Raw genomic sequence first — 3,896 nt, forward strand, 5'->3', positions numbered from 1 at the left:
AATCAATTAGGATTTAGAATATAAACAAACATGAAACAATATAGAATTACTTTATATTGTTCAAAAAAGGAGGGCAAATACAAAAAACAATCCCCAACCTGCCTAATTCGCCAGGATGATTGGGGAAATCGTTATTTTTCAGTCTTACTGGAAAGCAGTTTCTCTAAATCATCGCCACCAAGGTGGCGGAAATCCTGCCCTTTGACGAAATAGAAGATAAACTCACAAATATTCTGACAGCGGTCGCCAATACGCTCAATAGAGCGAGCGCAAAACAGGGCAGTCAGCACACTTGGGATAGTTCGCGGATCTTCCATCATATAAGTCATCAATTGCCGCACGATGCCCTCATATTCCTGATCAACCTTTTTATCTTCGCGATAGATCCGAATAGCCTCGTCCAAATCCATACGTGCAAATGCATCCAGCACATCATGCAACATTTGCACCGTATGGCGGCCCAAAGACTCCAGACTAACCAACAAAGGCTGATGCTGATGAGAGAATTTTTCCAGCGCGGTACGGCAGATTTTATCTGCTACGTCACCGATGCGCTCCAGCTCAGAGATAGTTTTAATAATCGCCATCACCAAGCGTAAATCACTGGCCGTAGGTTGACGTTTGGCAATGATGCGCACACAGGCTTCATCAATCGCCACTTCCATCATATTGACCTTTCTATCGCCTGCAATTACTTGCTTCGCCAGTTCACCGTCCTGATTATGCATTGCGGTGATCGCGTCAGATAATTGTTGTTCCACCAGTCCACCCATAGTCAATACTTGGGTGCGGATATGTTCAAGTTCTGCATTGAACTGGCCGGAAATATGTTTATTCAGATTCAAGTTATCCATAATACTTCCCGTACGTGTAAGTAGGCGAAATTGATGTATACCCTAAATAATTCGAGTTGCAGGAAGGCGGCAATTGAGCGAATCCCCAGGAGCTTACTCAAGTAAGTGACTAGGGTGAACGAAAGCAGCCAACGCACATGCAGCTTGAAGTATGACGGGGATAGGCCGATCAGCCATAGCGACCAGTAATATAATCTTCCGTCTGTTTTTGCTGTGGCGCAGTAAACAGGGTATCGGTATCACTGAATTCGATTAGCTCGCCCAGATACATAAATGCAGTGTGGTCTGAGCAACGGGCAGCTTGCTGCATGTTATGCGTCACAATAACTACCGTGTAATCGGACTTCAATTCGCTGATCAACTCTTCAATTCTACCGGTGGATATAGGGTCCAGCGCTGAGCAAGGCTCATCCAACAGCAATACATCAGGGCGGATAGCAATACCACGGGCAATACACAAACGCTGCTGCTGTCCGCCTGACAAGCTATAACCACTCTGGTGTAATTTATCTTTGGTTTCATTCCATAATGCCGCTTTGGTCAGCGCCCATTGCACCCGTTCATCCATATCGGCACGGGACAAGTTTTCGAACAGTTTCACACCAAAGGCGATGTTATCGTAAATCGACATCGGGAATGGGGTCGGTTTTTGGAAAACCATGCCAACTTTAGCCCGCAACAACGCAATATCTTGTTTGTCAGTCAGGATATTCTGACCATCCAATAAAATATCGCCTTCAGCACGTTGATCAGGATACAACTGATACATTTTATTGAATGTACGCAGCAGAGTAGATTTACCACAACCTGATGGCCCGATGAATGCTGTGACCTGGTTCTTAGCAATATCCAGCGAGATATTCTTCAGCGCATGGAATTTGCCATAGTAGAAGTTCAGATCGCGAACCTGGATTTTGCTGTTATTGATGTCAGTAGCCATACTCATCAAGACTTCTCTCTTTTAGCCAATGCCGCCGTAGCCGCATTTTGAAATTTATTGGCGATTCGGTATTTTCATTACTCAATGCTGATACTTACGCAGCCGATTAATACTTTTTCTTCGCGAAAATAACCCGAGCCAGAATATTCAGTAACAATACACACAGGGTAATTAGCAGTACCCCTGCCCAAGCCAGTTGTTGCCATTCGGCAAATGGGCTCATGGCAAATTTAAAGATAGTAACCGGCAAGTTAGCGATAGGCTGGCTCAGATCAGTGCTCCAGAACTGGTTGGAGAGCGATGTGAACAGCAAGGGTGCTGTTTCACCGGCAATACGTGCTACCGCGAGCAAGATACCTGTCAAAATACCGGAGATAGACGCTTTCAGCGTAATAGCCGATATCATGCGCCATTTCGGTGTTCCCAGGGCATAGGCAGCTTCACGCAGGCTATCTGGTACCAACTTGAGCATGTTCTCAGTAGTACGGATAACAATCGGCACTTGTAACAGCGCCAATGCAATCACCCCAGCCCAACCGGAGAAGTGCTCCATCTTGGCAACCACGATGGTGTAGACAAACAGACCGACCACGATGGAAGGTGCTGATAGCAAAATATCATTTATAAAGCGGGTAATTTCCGCCAACCAGGATTTACGACCATATTCAGCCAGGTAAATCCCCGCCATGATACCCAGAGGGGTGCCAATGACGGTGGCCCATAAAATCAATAAACCACTGCCAGCAATGGCGTTAGCCAAACCACCACCCGCGGTATTGGGTGGTGGAGTCATCTCGGTAAACAGCGCCAAAGACATGCCGTCAATTCCTTTGGTCACGGTGGAGAACAAAATCCACACCAACCAAAACAAACCAAACGCCATGGTAGCCATTGAAAGCAGTAAGGCTATACGGTTCTTTTGGCGACGCCAGGCCTGCTTTTTACGGCGGGTTTCCAGTAGCGTCGCATCACTTTGCATATCCATTGTCGCCATCTTAGCGCCCCTCTTTCTTAGCCAGACGCAAAATCATTAACTTAGATAACGCCAGCACGATAAAGGTAATCACGAACAATATCAGGCCCAACTCCATCAGCGCGGCAGTATGTAAACCGGATTCCGCTTCAGCAAACTCATTCGCTAACGCAGAGGTGATACTGTTCCCTGGCATGAAGAGTGAGAAACTGTCGAGTTGGTAGGTGTTACCGATAATAAAGGTCACTGCCATGGTTTCACCCAAAGCGCGCCCCAGGCCCAGCATCACACCGCCAATCACACCGTTTTTGGTGTAAGGCAGCACAATGCGCCAGATAACTTCCCAGGTGGTACAGCCAATACCATAGGCTGACTCTTTCATCATCACCGGGGTTTGCTCAAACACATCGCGCATAACCGCTGCAATGTAAGGAATAATCATGATGGCCAGGATGACACCTGCGGCCAGAATACCAATACCGAATGCCGGGCCTGAGAACAACACACCCACAATCGGGATGCCAGACATCACGTTGCCGACGGGTTCTTGGAAATAGCGGGCAAATAAGGGAGCGAAAACAAACAAACCCCACATCCCGTAAACAATACTAGGGATAGCCGCTAATAGTTCGATAGCCACACCCAGTGGGCGTTTTAGCCAGTTAGGGGCCAGCTCAGTCAGGAACAAGGCAATCCCAAAACTGACCGGGACGGCAATAAGTAAGGCGATAACAGAGGTGACAACTGTGCCATAAATCGGCACTAAGGCACCAAACTGCTCAGCCGGGGCATCCCATTCTTTGGTCCACAGGAAAGCCCAACCAAATTTTTGAATACTTGGCCAAGAAGCAACAATCAATGAAATGATAATGCCGCCCAGCAGAAATAGCGTAATCAGCGCAGCCAGTTTAACCAGCGCGCTGAAAATGATGTCACCGTATTTGCTCGGTGCTTTGGTAGTCGGCTTATAATCAGCCATAGACTCTCTTCTCATCCGGGTGTTAATTCCCTTCGTACTTGAAGCCGCAGGGTTGTTGGTTATGTTCGCTCACCCGAATCACTGACCTGAGTCAGCTCATCGGGGTTCGTTCACTTGCCGCCTACCTGCAACTTCAATTACTTTGGGTAT

General features: G+C 47.3%; 4 protein-coding genes. All 4 read right to left on the reverse strand.

What is annotated here, in order from left to right; all coding sequences use genetic code 11:
- Window positions 1-131: 131 nt before the first annotated feature.
- Complete coding sequence (phoU, locus tag V1952_RS20495) at window positions 132-854, reverse strand: phosphate signaling complex protein PhoU (RefSeq protein WP_049612252.1); 723 nt, start codon at window positions 852-854, stop codon at window positions 132-134.
- A 169-nt stretch (window positions 855-1,023) separates the two neighbouring features.
- A complete protein-coding gene (gene pstB / locus V1952_RS20500; RefSeq protein ID WP_004713904.1) occupies window positions 1,024-1,800 on the reverse strand; it encodes a phosphate ABC transporter ATP-binding protein PstB in 777 nt (258 codons plus the stop codon).
- 100 nt (window positions 1,801-1,900) lie between these two features.
- Entirely contained in the window at window positions 1,901-2,788 is an 888-nt protein-coding gene (gene pstA / locus V1952_RS20505; RefSeq protein WP_005186725.1) for a phosphate ABC transporter permease PstA, read from the reverse strand.
- 1 nt (window position 2,789) lies between these two features.
- On the reverse strand, window positions 2,790-3,746 hold the full coding sequence (gene pstC / locus V1952_RS20510; protein WP_005186724.1) for a phosphate ABC transporter permease PstC: 957 nt from the start codon (window positions 3,744-3,746) through the stop codon (window positions 2,790-2,792).
- Window positions 3,747-3,896 lie beyond the last annotated feature (150 nt).

This window comes from Yersinia sp. 2542 StPb PI, from assembly GCF_048593855.1.
GTDB classification, from domain to species: Bacteria; Pseudomonadota; Gammaproteobacteria; order Enterobacterales; family Enterobacteriaceae; genus Yersinia; species Yersinia enterocolitica_E.